This window comes from Alteromonas sp. Mac1 (genome assembly GCF_001562125.1).
Taxonomy (GTDB): Bacteria; Pseudomonadota; Gammaproteobacteria; order Enterobacterales; family Alteromonadaceae; genus Alteromonas; species Alteromonas stellipolaris.
Genome location: NZ_CP013932.1, coordinates 3,300,478 through 3,318,161 on the forward strand (window position 1 = coordinate 3,300,478; position 17,684 = coordinate 3,318,161).

14 protein-coding genes are annotated in these 17,684 nt (G+C 43.5%); 5 read left to right on the forward strand and 9 right to left on the reverse strand.

Annotation, left to right across the window (positions count from 1 at the left end):
- Positions 1-27: 27 nt before the first annotated feature.
- From AV939_RS14145 to AV939_RS14155, 3 genes are read left to right on the forward strand one after another with little or no spacing between them, the layout of a single operon-like run.
- On the forward strand, positions 28-972 hold the full coding sequence (locus AV939_RS14145) for an ATP-grasp domain-containing protein (RefSeq protein WP_126871610.1): 945 nt from the start codon (positions 28-30) through the stop codon (positions 970-972).
- Between the two features lie 13 nt (positions 973-985).
- Positions 986-2,452 (forward strand): ATP-grasp domain-containing protein, encoded by a 1,467-nt coding sequence (locus AV939_RS14150; RefSeq protein WP_057790362.1) that lies wholly within the window; start codon positions 986-988, stop codon positions 2,450-2,452.
- A gap of 13 nt (positions 2,453-2,465) precedes the next feature.
- Positions 2,466-5,120: a M14 family metallopeptidase gene (locus AV939_RS14155; RefSeq protein ID WP_057790360.1), complete on the forward strand. Its 2,655-nt coding sequence runs from the start codon at positions 2,466-2,468 to the stop codon at positions 5,118-5,120.
- A gap of 102 nt (positions 5,121-5,222) precedes the next feature.
- On the opposite strand, the gene glgC is transcribed toward AV939_RS14155, so the two are convergent.
- Positions 5,223-6,599 (reverse strand): glucose-1-phosphate adenylyltransferase, encoded by a 1,377-nt coding sequence (gene glgC / locus AV939_RS14160; RefSeq protein ID WP_057790358.1) that lies wholly within the window; start codon positions 6,597-6,599, stop codon positions 5,223-5,225.
- Positions 6,600-6,987: 388 nt separating this feature from the next.
- Here glgC and AV939_RS14165 point away from each other — a divergent pair, with 388 nt between their 5' ends.
- Entirely contained in the window at positions 6,988-8,313 is a 1,326-nt protein-coding gene (locus AV939_RS14165) for a M24 family metallopeptidase (RefSeq protein ID WP_057790356.1), read from the forward strand.
- Positions 8,314-8,411: 98 nt separating this feature from the next.
- On the opposite strand, the gene AV939_RS14170 is transcribed toward AV939_RS14165, so the two are convergent.
- From AV939_RS14170 to AV939_RS14195, 6 genes are all read right to left on the reverse strand, one after another.
- Positions 8,412-9,092 (reverse strand): SCO family protein, encoded by a 681-nt coding sequence (locus tag AV939_RS14170; protein WP_057790354.1) that lies wholly within the window; start codon positions 9,090-9,092, stop codon positions 8,412-8,414.
- Positions 9,040-9,660, reverse strand: coding sequence for a toxin-antitoxin system YwqK family antitoxin (locus tag AV939_RS14175; RefSeq protein ID WP_057790352.1), 621 nt, complete (start codon positions 9,658-9,660; stop codon positions 9,040-9,042). Before AV939_RS14175 ends, AV939_RS14170 begins: the two co-directional genes overlap by 53 nt.
- Positions 9,647-10,525, reverse strand: a complete 879-nt coding sequence (locus AV939_RS14180) for a YHYH protein (RefSeq protein ID WP_057790350.1) — start codon at positions 10,523-10,525, stop codon at positions 9,647-9,649. The genes AV939_RS14175 and AV939_RS14180 overlap by 14 nt, the downstream gene beginning before the upstream one ends.
- Positions 10,526-10,945: 420 nt before the next feature.
- A complete protein-coding gene (locus tag AV939_RS14185) occupies positions 10,946-11,410 on the reverse strand; it encodes a hypothetical protein (RefSeq protein ID WP_057790348.1) in 465 nt (154 codons plus the stop codon).
- 448 nt (positions 11,411-11,858) lie between these two features.
- Positions 11,859-12,971, reverse strand: coding sequence for a hypothetical protein (locus AV939_RS14190; RefSeq protein WP_057790346.1), 1,113 nt, complete (start codon positions 12,969-12,971; stop codon positions 11,859-11,861).
- 133 nt (positions 12,972-13,104) lie between these two features.
- Entirely contained in the window at positions 13,105-13,911 is an 807-nt protein-coding gene (locus tag AV939_RS14195) for a PaaX family transcriptional regulator (protein WP_057790344.1), read from the reverse strand.
- Positions 13,912-14,164: 253 nt separating this feature from the next.
- Between AV939_RS14195 and AV939_RS14200 the strand changes: the two genes are divergently transcribed.
- Entirely contained in the window at positions 14,165-15,829 is a 1,665-nt protein-coding gene (locus AV939_RS14200; RefSeq protein WP_057790342.1) for an isovaleryl-CoA dehydrogenase, read from the forward strand.
- On the opposite strand, the gene AV939_RS14205 is transcribed toward AV939_RS14200, so the two are convergent.
- Together AV939_RS14205 and AV939_RS14210 are read right to left on the reverse strand one after the other, a co-directional pair.
- Positions 15,826-16,377: a DsrE family protein gene (locus AV939_RS14205; protein ID WP_057790339.1), complete on the reverse strand. Its 552-nt coding sequence runs from the start codon at positions 16,375-16,377 to the stop codon at positions 15,826-15,828. The two genes, AV939_RS14200 and AV939_RS14205, sit on opposite strands and share 4 nt — an antisense overlap.
- Before the next feature lie 80 nt (positions 16,378-16,457).
- Positions 16,458-17,684: a dipeptidase gene (locus AV939_RS14210; protein ID WP_167347548.1), complete on the reverse strand. Its 1,227-nt coding sequence runs from the start codon at positions 17,682-17,684 to the stop codon at positions 16,458-16,460.

Genomic DNA, 17,684 nt, shown 5'->3' on the forward strand with positions numbered 1-17,684 from the left:
CGATTCATAAAAACAGGGTTAAAAGTCGTGCCAAAGTATACAGTCGGGATGTGGATGTACAGCAACAGCGGCGGTACTGCCATACAGGCTAAAATCGTCAACCAATTACGAGATCGCGATATCGAAGCAATTACCGATCTTAACTTAGGTCATGCAAACGCACACAACGGAACCATTACGTGCCATAACGTGAATATGGAAGAATTAGATGCGTTCTTTTCATACAATGCAGGTCAACAAACACCTTATCAAGTTTTTCTTTATCAAGTATTGAACGAATCAATTCCGTGCCTTAACAGTTTTGAGTCTTTTTCGTTATCTGAAGATAAACTTCGCACTTCGCATCGCTTATCTCGCGCAGGTATTCGTACACCTGATTACCGACTATGTAATACCAAAGACAAACCCATGCTTAAAAATACCATCCGCGAATGGGGCGGACGCTTGGTTTACAAGCCTACCGACGGCTGGGGTGGAATGGGCATAGTAAAAGTGGAAGATGAGCGTTCTTTAGATATGCTTATCCCTTTTTTGGATCAAACCAATATTCCCCACTTCTATGTCGAACGTTTTATCAATTACGACATGACAGATTATCGCATCGACATTGTAGATGGTGAATTTGTAGGCTGTTATGGACGCAAAGCACCTAAAGACGACTGGAAAACCAATGTCACCAGCGGCGGCTCTGTTATTCGCCGTGAACCCAATGATGAATTAGTTGCCCTAGCCATTAAAGCAGCAAAAGTTACCGGCCTAGATATCGCTGGGGTTGATGTAATTTATGACCAAGAACATGAAGAATATGTAGTACTAGAAGTAAACGGTATTCCTGCATTCGCCACGCCTGAGCAAGAAGCTGCAGGCTTGACGTTTAATGATGGAAAAATCGAGCGGATCGTTAACTTGATTGAGCGAAAAGCAATTGAAAAGCGCGCAAGTTTGCAAGCTGCGCTAACCTCTCAACTTTAAACGAGAAAGTAAAATGTCTACGACTAAACTACCTACTATTGGCCTTCTCTACCTAGACCATGTACTGCGCTTTTTCGACAAGTCTAACTTTAAAGGCTGGCCTGATAAAATTGAAACTGTGTGTTACCACTGGGGTAACGACAAAGCCCGCTTTGTTCGTGAAGTGAAAAGCAAAAATATCGATATTCTGATTGGTAATATTCCTGCTACGGCTTATGAGACGTTCCGTGAAATTGCTCGCGAACTGCCAGACGTGCGCTTTTTGCCTTCAATGGATACGCAGTTTGCCAACAAGTCGAAAGAAAATGTGACCCATTTTTGCGAAAAGCATGACTTGCCTATTCCGAAAACTGATATTTTTTACGAAAAAGACGAAGCTATGGCGTTTTTACGTAAAACCAGTTATCCAAAAATTATTAAAAAATCTTATGGCCCATCTAACTATGGCGGCTACTTCGTACATAAAGTAGATAGCTTCAAAGAAGTGGTTGAACTGCTTAATAAAAAGAAATACCACCCGATTTACGTGCAAGAATTTGTGCCAATGAAGGCCGATATTCGCGTGATGCTAATTGGCCACAAGCCTGTTTGTGCGTTTTGGCGTCGTCCACCTGAAGGTGAATGGCTAACCAATACCAGTCAGGGTGGCTCGATGGATTATTCTGATGTGCCCAAAGAAGCGTTACAAATAGCAGTGAATGCGTCTAAAGCCGCAAAAGCTGAATATTGGGCATCTGATATTGCCTTGGGTGTAGACGGTAAATACCGTATTTTAGAATGTGCAACTGCGTTTGCCGCCTTCCCTTACATTCGTGATTGGATTGGCCAGTATATAATGTGGACCTTGTGTTCAGAGCGCTTTAAGAAGCCGCATATTCCTTTGTATAACTGGGAGGAACTGGGTAAGATTCGCACGCCGCTATTACGCACCATGAGAAATATTACTTTTGGCGAATATACTCCAAGTAGTGATAGTGCAGACTCAGCAGCGGTAACTAATCCTGAACTTTATCCTTTGTTACCCGTTGAACTACAGCTCGATGAAGAGTGGCCAAGTGAATCCTGGAATTTTCAAGATAATTACACGCCAAAAAGTAAGGCCAAAATAGTAACCGACTTGCATTTAGAAAACCAAGATGTGAGTGAAGATGATGGCCTAGAAGACGTCATCGGTGATGGACTAGAACGTGTATTAAATGATAGCAACGATGAGTTTGAAGTCGACGCCGAAGTAGATGCGGGCGAACTCATTTTAACTACGTCAGAGTTAGAAAACTTTTTTGCTGGCGTAAAAGGTATAGGCCCTAAACTTACAGAGGTGATAATCAGTACTCTGGGTGAAGAGGGCACGTCAAAAGCGATTTACGCTGATCCAAGCGTGTTTCTGACGGTTAAAAACATTCAGCAGAAGAAAGTCGATGCAATTATCGCGCATTGGGATAATTTCAAGACTACGCTGGTAACCACTGATTTCTCTTAGTAAAGAAGAAATAATGAAAAAACAATATACCTCGTATCAAGAAACAATGGCGTTTTTAGAACAAGCTCAGGAAAAATATCCTGAGCTTATTCGCGTGCATAGCATTGGAACGACGTGGGAAGGTAGACCAATTATGATGGCGACCCTTTCTGCTAACATTGAAACTGCGGACAGTAAACCCGCTCTGCTTTTTACAGGAACCATCCATGCTCGCGAGTGGATTGGCAACGAGTTAGCCATTAAGTTTATTGATAACGTGCTAACCAATATTGATCACAACCCATCTATACAACAGGCATTAAGTCGTAATACCTTATATATGGTGCCTTGTTTAAATCCAGATGGGTTTGAGTATTCTCGTACCCACTTCTCTTTTTGGCGTAAGAATAGACGCGACAACGGCGATGGCACCTTTGGTGTAGATTTAAACCGTAATTTTGGTGTTCGCTTTAAGCGTTCTGCTGATACCACGGTAAACACCTACTCAGGCCCAGCGGCTTTTTCTGAGCCAGAAACTGCTGCCATTCGTGATTTCGTACTTACGCATAAAAACATTACTATTGCGCTAGATTATCACTCGCAAGGTAACGTATTTTTCCCTGCGCATAAGTTTAATCACGAGTCTGAAATTGAAGGCACCGACTTAAACGTATTGTGCGCCAATATGAACCGTGAAATCCATAAGGTAACGGGTCGCCAGTACGGTATACACCGTGGCAAGCCACCTACGAACCTTATCAATGGTAGTGGCCGTGAATATTACTACTCGTTAGGCATTATCTCGGCTGTAGTAGAAGTGGGCACTCGCAACATTCCTGATTACATGGCGAATATGTCGCAAAGTGTAGATGAAAATGTGCCTGCGGTACTTTACGCACTTTCAGAAGCGAAAAATTATTCAGATGAAGCACCGGCTCGTGTAGACAATTTCACTATTGAATCTGTGGGCGTTTACGAAGCGACCCTATGCTGGGATTACCCAGAGTCTGATGACATCTATTTTGAATTGTATCGTTCTGAAACAGTGAAAAGCCCTTGTCGAGAAGATAATCTTATTGCGATTATTGGCAAGCACACGTTCACAGATGTGCAGCTTAAAAGTGGCCAAAAATATTTCTACAATATACGTGCGGTTAATAAAGTTACCGATACCAAGTCGCCTTTCAGCCCTGAAATTAAGCTTAAGACCCAGCTATCTGAAGATGAATATTTCAGAGGCTTGTTCCCGTCGAAACGCGATATCGGTTATGTAGGCCAATATACGCTCGAGAAAAACCGCGACCATTTCGGTTACAACTCATTGTTTGTAGGTGTGAACAAACGCCGTGGTATTTGTTACGGCGTAATAGCGTTTAATATGGAAAACTTACCTGAAGATGCCCGTATTAAGAACGCGAGTTTTTCCTTGTACCCGATGAACCGTGTTAACGCGAAAGTAGAGAATTTTGGTGAATGGACGGTGTCTATTCTCGATCCGTCAGAAATTTCTGACATCACAGACTTTAACCAAATTCATCAAGCGAAGCCTATTCAAACTCTAGGCGATGAAATTCGCTCAGATAAGTTAACTCAAGGTATCTGGTCACACTGGGATTTAAATGTGGCCGAGCGCCGCATTATTCGTAAATCTATTAAGAACGGTACCTTGCTGCTCCGCGTTGAAGGCCCGAGAAAACTTCCTCTTGGTGCAGACTCGCAAATGATGCAATTTGATATTGGTTACGGAAAGTTTGGTTCAGGTATTCATTACCGACCTAACTTGGAAGTTATTTATACCCTTCCAAGCAAACAAGTAGAACTAACTCCCTCGTCAATCAATACCGTGTCTAAAGCTGAAGTAAAGCAAAATGAACTGCAGTCTGGTTTTGATAAAAACGGTGATGTGGTTTACGGGCAAATGACCTTCTTAACCGAAAATCTGCCTGATCCTAAGAAAACCGTGATCACCGAAGCCTATTTAACAATGAGCAACGAAAACGCCTTGCCCACATCGCAAGATATTCGTTTCACCATTGAATTAGCAGGCCTTGAAGATCTTGACTACCAAAGCGTTAAAAATAGAGAGAAAAAAGAGTTTATTGGCTATGAGGTGAGTAACGCTCAACTGAAAGACAAAAACTCACACAACTTTATTTTTGACAGTTATTGCCGTGAAGCACTGGAAGAAATGCACGCGAAGCATGTGCCATTTCATTTCGTGGTTCGCTCAACGTCATCAAGTGCTGAAAAGAACATGCTAGTGAATTGGCATGACTTACACAGCAACCAAGTGTGTAAGTTGGTTATTAAGTACATTGAACGCCGTAAAGAGCCTTTACCGGCACCCGCGAACTTAAGCGTAACCTTAGAGAATCGTCAGGTGAAATTGAGTTGGAGTAACCCTAAACATGCCGATTTGGTTGGCGCGTTTGTGGTAAGAAACCGCTTCCACTCACCACGTTCACCGCTTGACGGGGTGAAACTTTACGCAGGTTCTGATGAGTATACCTACGACAACTTTGGTAACCCCAATGTTGAAAAGTATTACTCTGTGTTCGCTTACGACGATGTACCTAACTATTCTGCCCCTGTCAGTGTTTATTATTCTTCTGAGGAAGTTATTCCTGTGGAAGAAGAGAAATACGAGAAGCAGGAAGAAGAAGACGACGATGAGCCGTTAATTGACTAGTCATTAGCTGCCACGCTGTACTTAAGGTAAAAGTGGTTTATCCAGTAAAAATGAGAATAGGCGCATAAAGCGCCTATTTTTTGTCCATGAACTAGGTTTACCTTAACGCTCGTTCAACGCCGTGCGTATAATTGGGCGAGCAATTTTTCTAGCCGTAACCTCTGAGGGAAAAGGCCTAATTGACCTTACACTCAGCGGTTTTTGCGGTACATCAAAATGTAGCTCCACGTCAGCAAAGCTATCGATAACGTTCTGAGTGATTAATACCACCCCCTTTTCGCTCACTGAAAATCCGAAGTGTTTGGCAATGTTCACGTCGTCAATTGCTAAGTTAGCGGGAATAGTCACACCTTTATCTACGATAACATTTTTTAATTTAGCGCCGGCCTCGATAGTCACATCAGGCAGCAATACACTGCCTTGAAGTGAGGCGCCATCACCAACTGTGCAATTGGATGACAAAACAGTGTGGTGTATTCGGCAATTGTTCAATTGGCAACCCGTGCCAATGAGTATTTGATTAAGATCGCACTGGCCTTTTTGAGCCCCGCCCCGTATTTGAGTTGGCGCGCTAGATAAGGCACTTCCCCAGATAGGCCAAGCCGGATCGGCTAAATTCAACATGTCACTGTTGTTTAGTAAATCCATATGAGCACGCCAATAGCTATCTATAGTACCTACATCGCGCCAATAGGGAATTTGGCAACCGTCGGCACCTCTAAAGCGATGCGCAAACACTTTGTGGTGTTCAATAATATTGGGAATAACGTTTTTGCCAAAGTCGTGATCTGATTCTAACGCTTTAGCGTCCGCTTTAAGCAGCCGATAAAGCACTTCAGCATTCACTACATAATTGCCCATTGAAGCTAAACAATATTCTGGAGCATCTAATAATGGGTGCGGTTTACTTGGCTTTTCATCAAAAGCGGTTACTTGCCCTTTGCTATCAGCACTTAACACACCCAGTTGATTGGCCGCATTTTTAGTAGGAACCTCTATACAAGACACTGTCATTTCAGCGCCGTTTTTCACATGTTCAGCAAGCAATTTTCGGTAATCCATTTGATAGACATGATCACCCGATAAGATCATCACATATTTAGGCGCTCTGGCTTTAATGTATTCTATATTCTGAAAACAGGCGTCGGCAGTGCCTTGATACCAGCTTTCTGACTGTTGCTGGGAAGCGGGAAGAATATCTAATCGCCCCCCAAAACTGTTATTCAACGTGCCCCAATGTTGCATTAAATGCCGTATTAAACACTGAGACTTATATTGGGTGAGTACTGCAATTCGATTTAGGCCAGAATTGACACAGTTTGAAAGGGGAAAATCGATGATTCGACAATGACTGCCAAACTCTAGTACAGGTTTAGCCCGGGTTTCAGTAAGTGCTTTTAATCGTGAGCCCTGCCCACCGGCTAGCACTAACACCATAGTATTTTCTATTATTTGCTGTAAATCAATCTCTGCATTCATAACTGGCTCCGGCTAGGATGATACCTAAATCGATGATGATTAAACTACAATCACAATTTAAATTATCTATTGAAGGAAGTTTGCCGACATTGAATTCAAAAAAATTCTACAACATGCCTTTCGCGTTAAGGCTAAGTAAACAAGGAATCTTCGTTTAGCGTATTGATCCGCATCAATACGATTGACGATGCGCGTCCATGAAGGCTTATATTCATTATAACGCCAGGCTATATAGCGTTTTCATCTGGCTTTCATTTAGCGTGCATTGGCTTGAATGAAACAAGCCAACTCCCCTCCTTGTTAATTGTAGTCACCATTGCTTAAGCCAAACAGCTTGTGCTAGTTTTAATGATTACATGCTTATAATTCAAACTAATAAGGAAAGAGAATGAGAGCAGTTTGTACGCTTGTGTTACTGGTAGTGAGTTTGCAATGTATGGCCAAGGATGTCATGGATATGCAAGCAAGGAGCGAGTTGGTCGATGAAATACTAGCACAACGATTCGAGCAGGTTTTACCCAGTCTTATGCAGCGTACTAATATTGATATGTGGGTAATCATGTCGCGGGAATACAACGAAGACCCCGTCATCAAAACCATGCTGCCATCAACGTGGCTATCGGCCCGCAGGCATACCATGTTAGTCATTTTTAACCCTGGCGAAGGAAAGCCTCTAGAACGTTTAGCGGTAGCTCGGTATGCCGTGGCTGATTTATTCGAAAAAGCATGGGACAAAGAAGCTCAGCCTAATCAGTGGGAAGCACTTGCTGATGTTATTGAAGCGCGCGACCCCAAACGAATTGCAGTGAATGTGTCAGATGCATTTGCACTTGCTGACGGCATGAGCAGCACCGAAAACAGCAAGTTCATAGCCGCCCTTTCTCCTAAATTTAAAGACCGTGTGGTATCGGGTGAAAAACTGGCCATTGCTTGGCTAGAAACTCGTAGTAAGCTTGAAATGCAACACTACCCTTCCCTGACTCAAATTGGCCACCAACTTATAGCAACGGCTTTTTCAAATGAAGTTGTTACTCCTGGAATCACTACTACCGACGATGTCATATGGTGGTTGCGTGACCAAAGCAAGGCATTAGGGTTAGAAAACTGGTTTCATCCTTCAGTGTCTATTCAACGTGCAGACAATGAAAAATTTGATCAAATAAAAGCGTTTAGTAAGCGCGCTGGTGAAAATATTATACAGCCAGGAGACCTTATCCATGTTGATTTTGGTATTACTTACCTGCGTTTAAACACCGACCAACAACAGCATGCATACGTATTAAAACCCGATGAAACCGCGCCCCCTAAAAGCATAATTGAAGCTTTTGCAGCAGGAAACCGATTGCAGGATATTCTAACCAACAATTTTAAGATGGGACGTACCGGCAATGAGATTTTGAAAATGTCTCGAGAGCAAGCCATAGAAGAAGGGCTAACCCCTGCTATTTATACTCACCCACTGGGATTTCATGGTCATGCAGCAGGCCCTACCATTGGTATGTGGGATGCACAAGAAGGGGTTCCCGTTCAGGGCGACTACCCTATGTATCCAAACACGGTTTACTCTATAGAGCTAAATGCCGCCACCTATATTCCAGAATGGGATAAAGACGTTCGTATTATGTTAGAGGAAGATGCGTTTTTTGATGGTGAAAAAGTAGAATACCTCGACGGAAGACAAAAAGTACTGCATCTTATTTCATCAGCGGAGTAGCCGTTAGTTACAACAGCGCGTTTATTTGACGCTCTCTAGTCACGATAAACGCGCTAAATTAAATGCTCAGGCGTATATGCAGTTGTTAAGCTAAACTATCACTGAGCGTTCAGCGCTTTAATATCCGCTATCAAATAATCGACAGAAGCACTATTGAGCCCGTTGTATATGCCGCGAATATGACGATTCTGATCTATTAATAAGAGGCTTTCGGTATGCAAAAAATCTTCTGTATTTTGCAAGTTACCCAAGTCGTCGCTGGCGAAGTACGCGCTTTTTGCCAGAGAATAAATAGCGTCCCGCTCTCCGGTTGCCAAATACCATTTATTACTCACAATGCCGTTTTTATCTGCATAGGCTTTTAACAATTCGACCGTGTCGGTATGGGGCCTAATCGAGTGCTGAAGAATTTTTACGTTATCGTTATCAATAAACGCCTCTTGCACCTTAGCTAATTTAGAACGGATCATGGGACATATACCAGGGCAAGTACTGAAGAAAAAGCCAGCCACGTAGATTCTATTTTCGAAATCCTTCTCGCTGACCTTTTCCCCGTCTTGATTGGTGAAGCTAAAAGCCGGTATTTGGTGAAAATCGTTAAGCGCATCACTACCGCTTTCAATCCAGTGCGGTGTGAATTCTTTACTATTATAGTAGGGTAAGTCGTCAGCGCCGTAGGCTGACGTGGCTGTTATTATACTAATGCTGCCTAACAACAGCATTGCACTAGAAACTAAGACTGGCTTGATTTTGGTAGTAATCAACAGAGATAACCTCATCTTCAAGCCCCACACAGTTGTTTGCTTTTCTAAGCCCATAAATCCGCCCATTCTTGTATTCAAAATTAGAGTATAAGGTGCCATTTTTTCGCCACGCTTGCTGCAAGCCTACCGGTTGCCCTTCGTGGTAGTTAAATTTCTTGAATTTGGCTCCACTTCTGTACCAACGCCAGCCTTCACCTTCGACCTTGCCGTTTTCATACACAAATGCCGACCGAAGGTTTCCGTTAACCCACCACGTTTTTACACTACCCTCTCTGGCGCCAGACGCATAATAGGCCTCGTAACCTAAGGTACCGTTCGAAAACCACTTTCTTGCCACCCCTGCGCGGCGACCGGCTACAAACTCATCTTCTGTAGCAAGGGCGCCTGTTGAGTGGTAGCTCACCACTTTTCCTGTAAATGGGGCGTTTTGATATATACGAACACCTTGCTTATTCAGCGATATGGCATTTTCATACACCACTAGTTGTGCTCTATCGCTAAAGGATACCGACCCAGAAGTTTCTGCCAGCCAAAGTGCACAAAACAGGAGTACTTTGTAACCTGTTGATTTAGTTAATGTCACTCGGCGTACCTTGGAAGTTACCCGGGAAAATTAGGTAATACTCGCCGTTTAAGTATTGTTCATTTGATATGTGGTAGTGATATTCAGCATCTTCCTCTGAAGCACCTGTATAAAGGGTGATTGATGTATGGCCGTTCGATTCATCTAAATCGGTGGGGTAGTCTACGGTTGAGTAGCAACGTCTCCCAAATATGAAAAATCCATCTGCCATAATACCTACCAGCGAATCATCATCATAAGAGATAGCTTGTGGCTCTAAATGGTAGTGGTAAGTTTGCGGGCCAGTATGCGCACCATTGCGATCAAAACCTTGTATCACGCCTATCGATACATCTCCTGTACCTTCGGAATCGTTGAAAATGGGCGCGCCGCTCAAAGCAATACCTATTGCACCTAACGGCGTGGCCGATGATGTGGCGGCTAGTTCCGGCGATACAGGGACGGTTAAATCAAAATCATTTAGGTAATCTTCAATATCACCCGGTGAGCGCTTTTGATTGAATAGAGTTTCATCTTCAGGCTCAACATATAAGCCGCTGGCATTGCCTGAATCCCAATATGATGATGTGTGATCGGGTTTACCTGCCGACTCGAGCGACACTGTGCATCCATCTTCAGACAACACAATAGTGACATTTGGTGCCGCAACAAATTCAAGATAGGCACTTGAAAGCTCTGTCATCGGCGAGTCGCACGTTGTGGTACTCGAGTCGCTGTCGTTACCCGTGTCTGTTCCGGTGCCCGCATCAACACTGGTGTCGCTGTCTACAGTTTCGTCAGTTGATGAGCCCCCGCCGCAAGCAGCTAACACTGATAGAATGCTTACGCATAACAATGTACGTATTGCGTAGTGACTTTTCGACATAATGATTCTCTCTATTGATATTTGTTGTCGCTGTATTCTTACGCTTATGCCCAGTGCAAACAAACGTAAGGAACGTGAGTAATCAGTAAACTAGCACAGCGCTTGCGTGCACAATGTGCATATTCAATGGAGATTTTGATGGTAAGACGGATAGGTAACTGGATACAAAAGTACAGGTGTCAAAACGAATAGCGCGGTGTTAAGGGTAAGTGGTACTTATTATTTTTAGGCTAAGAAAATGGGTTCGATTATTTATATTTCAAAGAGGGAATATCGTTCGAGTGAATATTTTCGGTGGGAGTCTTTTCGAGGGATATTTTCTAACACCAGTAAGCGTGGTGATTAAAATAAGTTACTGGCCCACCCAGTTGCCGAGTGGGCCATGAAACTGTAAACAAACGTTAAATCGGTGAGGCTATACTATTCAGAGAATGGACGTACAACAACTGTTTCAGCGTTATAAGAACGAACAAATGCTGACATTTCTTTGTGATTACAAATAATGGTTTCGCCTTCTAAGCCGTGCTTAGCAAGTGCTTTTTCTGTACCGATTGAAACAGCATCTAAACAAGCTTTAGAAGCGATATCTTCGTTCTTAGCAACAAGGGCAATGCCTTTAGTTTCATTAGTAGTTTTATCGCTGTATAAATCAGCAAACTTTCTCAAGCTTACATCGTTACAAAGCAATGATGCACTGAAAGACTCAACATTTAATCCGTTGTCACGAATTAAACGTTTTGCTGCTCTGTAGCCTTCTGTCGCGGCTGTGTAGCAAGCTTGCGTTTCAATGTTTTGATTAACTGGGTTTAAACGAACGTCTTGAGCAAAAGCATTTAAAGACGCTACTGAAGAGATAAGAGCAATGGCGAAAGTTGACAGTTTCATAATGTAATTCCTATTGTGTAACAAAATTAGAGTTTTCTTAAGCAACGAGTACATTATGACCAAAAATTACGTAAAAGAAAGCTTATTTTGTAATTAAATTACAGAAACTGACAAAAAACTGTACCTTTCACATCAATTCTGTAAGTTTTTTACAAAATTTAACCTTTTTAACAATCGTTGTTACAAAATGCGAATATATGTAACCTACATTATTGTTATCTAATATTGGATACGGCTGTATCCTGTAGCCTGAAGGTACCTATTTGAAGTAATCGACGTGCTTAAACCTTTTTACGAACTAATCGAAATAGTGCAAGAGTGATGGTAGGTATTTATAAAACGTTATTAGAAAGGCAATGAGGCTCTAGATACAAAAATGCCCACCGACTTAGTGCGGCAGGCATCAATAATTAAGTTAATAGCTGCAACTGGTTTTATACTTTCACGACTAGGTGATTAAATCGTGCATCCAGTTTAGTGAAGGAAGTTTGCGGTCTTCTTGGTAGAACAAACGATTTAGCCTACCTAAAAGGTTAACAGGTCTGGATGGATCGTGAGATTTAACCCTATGGGAACTTTCATTAAGCATAAACTCCCACGGTTGTAGATTCATATCATCAATCTCGTCCTGTTGAACACCTAAGCTTTTAAGCGTAGACAAAATACGTTCTGTCTTGCTTTCTACAACCGGCAAAATGGTATTGGCGTACAAATCAGTTAAAGGCGCATTAATCGCTGCCAGCGTGTGATTAATTGCCGCCCACACCATATCATGATCAAACTCCCAATCACGTGGTGCATAATAGCCCTCTATTTCCCACTCTAGCTCAGCGTTGCTTGCCGCAATACTGCTTTCTGCTTCTGGAGAGAAAGACAAATCAGGCCGCGCGCCAATATTGTATGCGTCTACACTCATGGCAACACAAATCACCAAATCGCCACATATTTCTTTGTTTTGGTATAAGGCTTCAAATGCTGCTCGCTTAACGCCCATCCAACCATGCACTTTTGAAGGTTGCTCTACAAAATGGCGCACATCGTTAGGTAGGTCTTCGCCATAAAGATCAATTAACAATGGTAACGGATTTTGCTCTGGCGCCTCATCGGGCATCCATACTTCATATTCTTGGCGGTTATCTGCTTTTCCGCGGCTTTTAATACCGTAAGATAAATTTACGGGTCGGCAAATACTACGATCTTCATCAACTTTATGAAAATACTCAGATCGCATTCGCTTAATAAAAGGGGCATCTAACCCCGCCAGCGCGGCGGTAGGATAGCGATAACCAATCTCGCTGTGCTCAACCATTGTGAGTGTAGGTATGGCTTTTTCAAGCTTACTCTTTACGCCCTTAAGTTGCTCTACATTAGGCAAAACAATACTTCGCTCCGGCTCAATGGTAAGCCGACGTCCATCTTCTGCAACGAACTTTGGGGTCTTGTGAAATTCGTACTGAGAAAGGCCTAAGCCCTGCACTGCGATGTTACGATAACGCGACAATTCACTGAAAAGCGCGGTGTGGTTTCGAATGTGTTTAAACAGGGGGCGGTTTGACGTCATACTACTTATTCCATGTCACGTATTTAAGTTGGAAAATCTGTGCGTATCTATGCAACCGTTTATCGGTAATTCAAATGACAGTGTGCCACAAAGATAGCATCAGGCAAGCACCTCCGTGCTCATACCTCTTTCCTCACTTCTTTATATTTAAAAATTCATACCAGACTTCAGCGCCAGCCTTATCGTACTCTTCTACTTTTGCGCGAAATGCTCTGCGAAGGTCGACATTAACCAAAGGTGCTGGAAGCAGTGGGTCGAACACTAATCGTTTTAGGGCATTATCGCCGACGATATAATATTCCTTTGCTGCATCATCTAGTGATAAGCCTTCTATACGCTTGCGTGACCGCGCGAGTTCAATTAATCCTTCTTCGTAACTGGCTTCAAGGTTTTTGGTTTGCCATAACCCTGCTGCTTTTTTTTCTGTCGCGCCTGCGAAGTCAGATGCATTAAAAACCACGGCGCTTTTATCTAACCCTAATCGGTACAATCGCTCTCGTGTTATACCAACCGTATCATTAAGATTATTTGGCCTAACATAAAAGTCCGCAGAGAGCTTTTTTAAGCCCATTAGTTTAAGCGCCCTGTCTTGTGCCCTTGTGGCCTTTCGATCACTTTTTGCTAATGCGGTAGTCAGCACGGTAAGCCAATCGCCACGCCATTCACACAACCTAGACTCTGCGGAATGCCAACTACTGATCTCCCCTGCAAATTGCTCGCCCTCTTTACCTAATTGGTAATAGCCACGTTCCACCAGCTTAAGCAATTTTGCCGATTGCAAGCGAGTAAGGGTAACGCGAATGTTATTTTCCGAAATACCAAACAAGGCGCCTACTCTTACCGCGCTGGCTGCATCCATTTTTATACCAGGACGTGAACCAAGTAACTTCATCAACAAATGGCGGGCTACGGGTTTACCGGTAGGTTTTTCGGGTAACATATTGCTTTACCAATCTATTAATAATTAAAACGAAATCAGGTAAGCACTTTACCTAAATGTCATGCATTTACAAAGATATCCTTTTTCCCTGTCTTACTTAGTCACAAGCGCATAAACATACGCACTTAAATAAGTCCTCTAGAATAACGGCGCTCGAGCAGCTTCTTTAAAGGTGACCCAACAACTAAATTACAAAAATTGACACAAAAAGACATAAAGGGTAATGTTTAATAAATTTTAAGGCGAGTTTATTATGACTTCACCGACGTCGTTCCAAACCCATGTTGTTGAGAATCAGCCAACCTTCCTTCCTTCATATAACTTATGGCACGGTGACGCACTGCTTAAGCATGCTGTGTTAACCAACTTAGTGTCGCCTAGTGCTGATGTAGAAACACAGTTAGGTGACTTCGGACAAGTCGCAGGCTTTGAATTAATGGAGCATGGCGAACTTGCTAATAAAAATAAGCCCGAGTTTCATCCTTTCGATCGGTATGGTCGCAGAATTGATGATGTAGCATTTCACCCTAGCTACCACGCACTTATGAGCGCGGCTATGCAGGGTAACGTGCATAACTACTCGTGGCAAAATGAAAGCCAGCAAGGTGCTCATGTTGTAAGAGCCGCGTTAATTTTCATGCAATATCAGGCCGATGCGGGCACAACCTGTCCACTAACCATGACCCATGCCGCCATTCCGGCACTACGACAAGCTAAAGGCTTACCTGACTATTGGGTAGATAAGGTGGTGCAAGGACAATACGATCACCGTACCTTGCCAGCAGCACACAAGAATGGCCTGTCTATTGGTATGGGAATGACCGAAAAGCAAGGTGGCTCCGATGTTCGCCGCAACACCACCACTGCGACAAAACAACAAGATGGTAGTTACCGTATTGTGGGGCACAAGTTCTTCTTTTCTGCTCCTATGTGCGATGGCCACCTAATACTTGCACAAACTGACGCTGGCCTAGGCTGCTTTCTATTACCAAGAGTAATGCCTAACGGCACCTTAAACGAAGTACGTATTCAACGTTTGAAAGACAAACTCGGAGACTGGAGCAATGCTTCATCAGAAGTGGAGTTTCAAGGCGCAACGGCCTACTTAGTCGGAGATGAAGGTCGTGGTGTACGCGTTATCATAGATATGGTGTCGCTTACACGCCTTGATTGCATGATTGGCTCGTCGGCTTCTATGAGACAAGGGTTAGTTCAAGCCCATCATCATGTCAGCAACCGTGAGGCTTTTGGTGACACGCTTATCAATCAGCCTTTAATGCAAAATGTCATCGCCGACCTTACGCTTGAATGTTCGGCGGCACTGGCTTTGACCATGCGGGTCGCTCGCGCCGTTGATGCTAGTAAAATCAATCCGAAAGAAGCCGCACTGGCTCGTATCGCAACGGCGATTGGTAAATACTGGATATGTAAGCGAACCCCTGCATTTATTAACGAAGCACAAGAGTGCTTAGGGGGGCTAGGTTATGTAGAAGAGAATATTTTGCCTAGGCTTTATCGCCAAGCTCCGCTTAATTCAATTTGGGAAGGCAGTGGTAACGTACAATGCTTAGATGTACTTCGCGCATTGCACAAAGAGCCAGAATCTAAAGCGGCGCTTTTTGATTTATTGCATAGCGCCAAAGGGAAAAACGCCTGCTACGATAACCACCTGCAAAATCTTTTAGACGCTTTCGAAGATACCGCCACCCTAGAAATTCGCAGCCGTTTAATTACAGAGCATACTGCCCTTGCCATGCAAGGTGCCTTGCTTCTGAATGAGAGCGATAGCGTGATGGCGAACACCTTTTGTGAAGCAAGGTTAGGCAAACAGCAAGGCTTGGCGTATGGAACACTGCCTGCTAACACACCTTTTTTAGATATTATTAAAAAGGGAATGCTTAGCAGTAGCAACAATTAAAACGGGTTAGTACTGAAACCCTGTTCACTTAAACGGGCATGGGCTGTCATCGCAGATAAGTCCATCTCAACGCCCTCTATTAGCATTTCAGAACTTACATCATTAGCGGCTGAGGATTGTCCGCAAACGATTACTCGTACGCCTTTATCCATAAGCGCACGCAATAAATCTAAGTTGCCGTTATCTTCACCTTTTTTCTTTTGATAGGCCGCGTTATTAATCACATCAAACGTGGCTGAGCCGTGAACCACTAACGCGAGTTGAATATTTTCAAGCTTAGCGCCATTGGTGACATGCATATTAATAAAACGAGCTAGTGAATCAAATTTGCGGTTAACCTTGCCCACATCAGCCCCTTTGGCTACATCGAAGGCGACTTTAAATTGTTGCTGAGGCGATACACTCACGCCTGGCACTGGTGCATGCTTGCCATAGTTATTAAAAACGGGGCCTGCGGCAAAATCATCAGTGCCCGCATGGGCAAACAATGGCGTCGATAAAGCAGATACTGCGGCAAGTGTTGAGGCTAAAAGAGGTAACGATTTCATGCATACTCCACGTTATTAATCAGAAATAAAAAAGCGCCCTACTCACCAAATGAATAGAGCGCGTTTTCAATTCAGTGTAACTATTTACTCGCTGTTTTCAAACTAGCAGCATAGTCTTGAGCCTGTTGAAGCACTCTTAATGCATTACCACTCCATATATCTGCTAAGTCTTCTTCGGTATAGCCCTCTTCTAACAATCGCTGTGTGATCATGGGTAAATTAACCACATCCATCATATCGTCTACACCGCCGCCGCCATCCCAGTCAGCGCCAATTCCTACATGCTTAGGCCCTACCACCGCTAACGCATGTAAAAAGTGTTTCATGTAAACATCAAAAGACGCTTTAACCGCGGGATGCTCATGCTCAATTTCCCTGCGCTTTTCTAACAAATCCTTGTGATCAGCACCTTGTTTGACCATGGCCATTAACCCCTTGTAAGCTTCTTTTCGCTCGGGGTTTTCAGGCAGTGCAGTAAGGTAGTCGCTGTAAGCATTCATTTGAATGACACCGCCAGATTCCGCAAGCTGCTTCAGTAAGTCGTCGTCAATGTTTCGCGGATGATCGTAAATTGCTTTCACGCCGGTGTGGGACAAAATGATGGGAGTTTTAGACAGCTTAATCATGTCTTTAACGGTTTCATCGTGAGCGTGGGAACCGTCAAGTACAATACCCAATCTATTGGCTTCGCTCACAAAGGTTTCACCTAACGGCGAAAGCCCGCCCCACTTCACCCCTTCGGGATCGGTAGAACTATCACCAAGCTGATTGTTTTTAAAATGTACTGGCCCCGCCATTCGTAGCCCAAACTTATAAAACGTTTCAAGTAGGCTCATATCCGTACCTAAGGGATAGGAATTTTCCATACTCATATAAACAATATGTTTGCCTGCTTTTTTAATTTCACTCGCATCATCAGGGTTAAGCGCTAACGCAAAAGTTTCAGGATGTTCAGTCACCATGGTGCGTACTGCAAGTGCGCGCAGTAAAGCAGTGTCGCGGCTTTGCTGGTAACCTTCTGTAGTTAGCGGTCCTTGCGGGGTATAAAGCACCCAAAAGCCACCGTCTAACGCTCCTTCTTGCATACGCGGTACATCAACTTGCGAAAAGTCGTGGCCATAAGTATGCCGTTCCATAATATCAAACCCAGGCCTTACCAAATGCGCAGGCGTATCTAGGTGTGTGTCTAAGGTCACCAGTTTACGCTGAATAGCTTCAGCTTCTTCTCGTGTTACAGCATCGGCTGCCTGCGTTACGGCGCTCGTTACAGTAGCTCCAAGACCTAGGGCGACCACTACCCCTAGCAT